Source organism: Candidatus Symbiopectobacterium sp. NZEC135, from assembly GCF_025962695.1.
On record NZ_JAGFPF010001421.1, the window covers coordinates 1 to 550 of the forward strand.

Below are 550 nucleotides of genomic sequence, written 5' to 3' on the forward strand. Positions count from 1 at the left end.
CGCCCGCCCTGCAAAACGATCCGCGCATTAAAAAGCTGGCGGCCGATCTGGAATCCAAAGCCATCGCAGATTTTATTACGCAGCGCTATAACGGCTCGGTGATCCCGGTGGCGAGCAAGCAGCCATGATCGTCATCGAACAATTGGGAAAACGTTATCCAGGGTGCGATCGTCCGGCATTGGATGACGTGTCGCTGACGATTCCCGAGGGTTCTGTTTATGGCATTTTGGGGCGTAGCGGTGCGGGCAAAAGCTCGCTGCTGCGCTGTCTTAATCTGCTAGAACGGCCCTCATCGGGCCGGATTGTGGTGGATGGCGAAGACATTACGTCACTCTCTTCACGGGCGTTGCGCCAGCACCGGCTGCGCACCAGCATGATTTTTCAGCACTTCAACCTGCTGCATGCGCGTAATGTGCATGACAACGTCGCCGTTCCGCTTGAGATAGCCGGGGTGGCGCGCCACGAGCGTGAAACGCGGGTAAGCGCATTGCTGGAATGGGTGGGGCTCAGTGACAAAGCGCGCGCCTTTCCCTCGCAGTTATCCGGTGGG

At 58.2% G+C, this 550-nt stretch carries 1 protein-coding gene and 1 pseudogene; both read left to right on the top strand.

Annotated elements, in window-relative coordinates; all coding sequences use genetic code 11:
- Window positions 1–128: pseudogene (locus J5224_RS34605) on the top strand (metal ABC transporter substrate-binding protein); the annotation flags it as partial.
- Window positions 125–550: ATP-binding cassette domain-containing protein (locus tag J5224_RS34610; RefSeq protein ID WP_264629342.1), on the top strand; the 426-nt coding region annotated here is incomplete at its 3' end. The pseudogene J5224_RS34605 and the gene J5224_RS34610, both read left to right, overlap by 4 nt.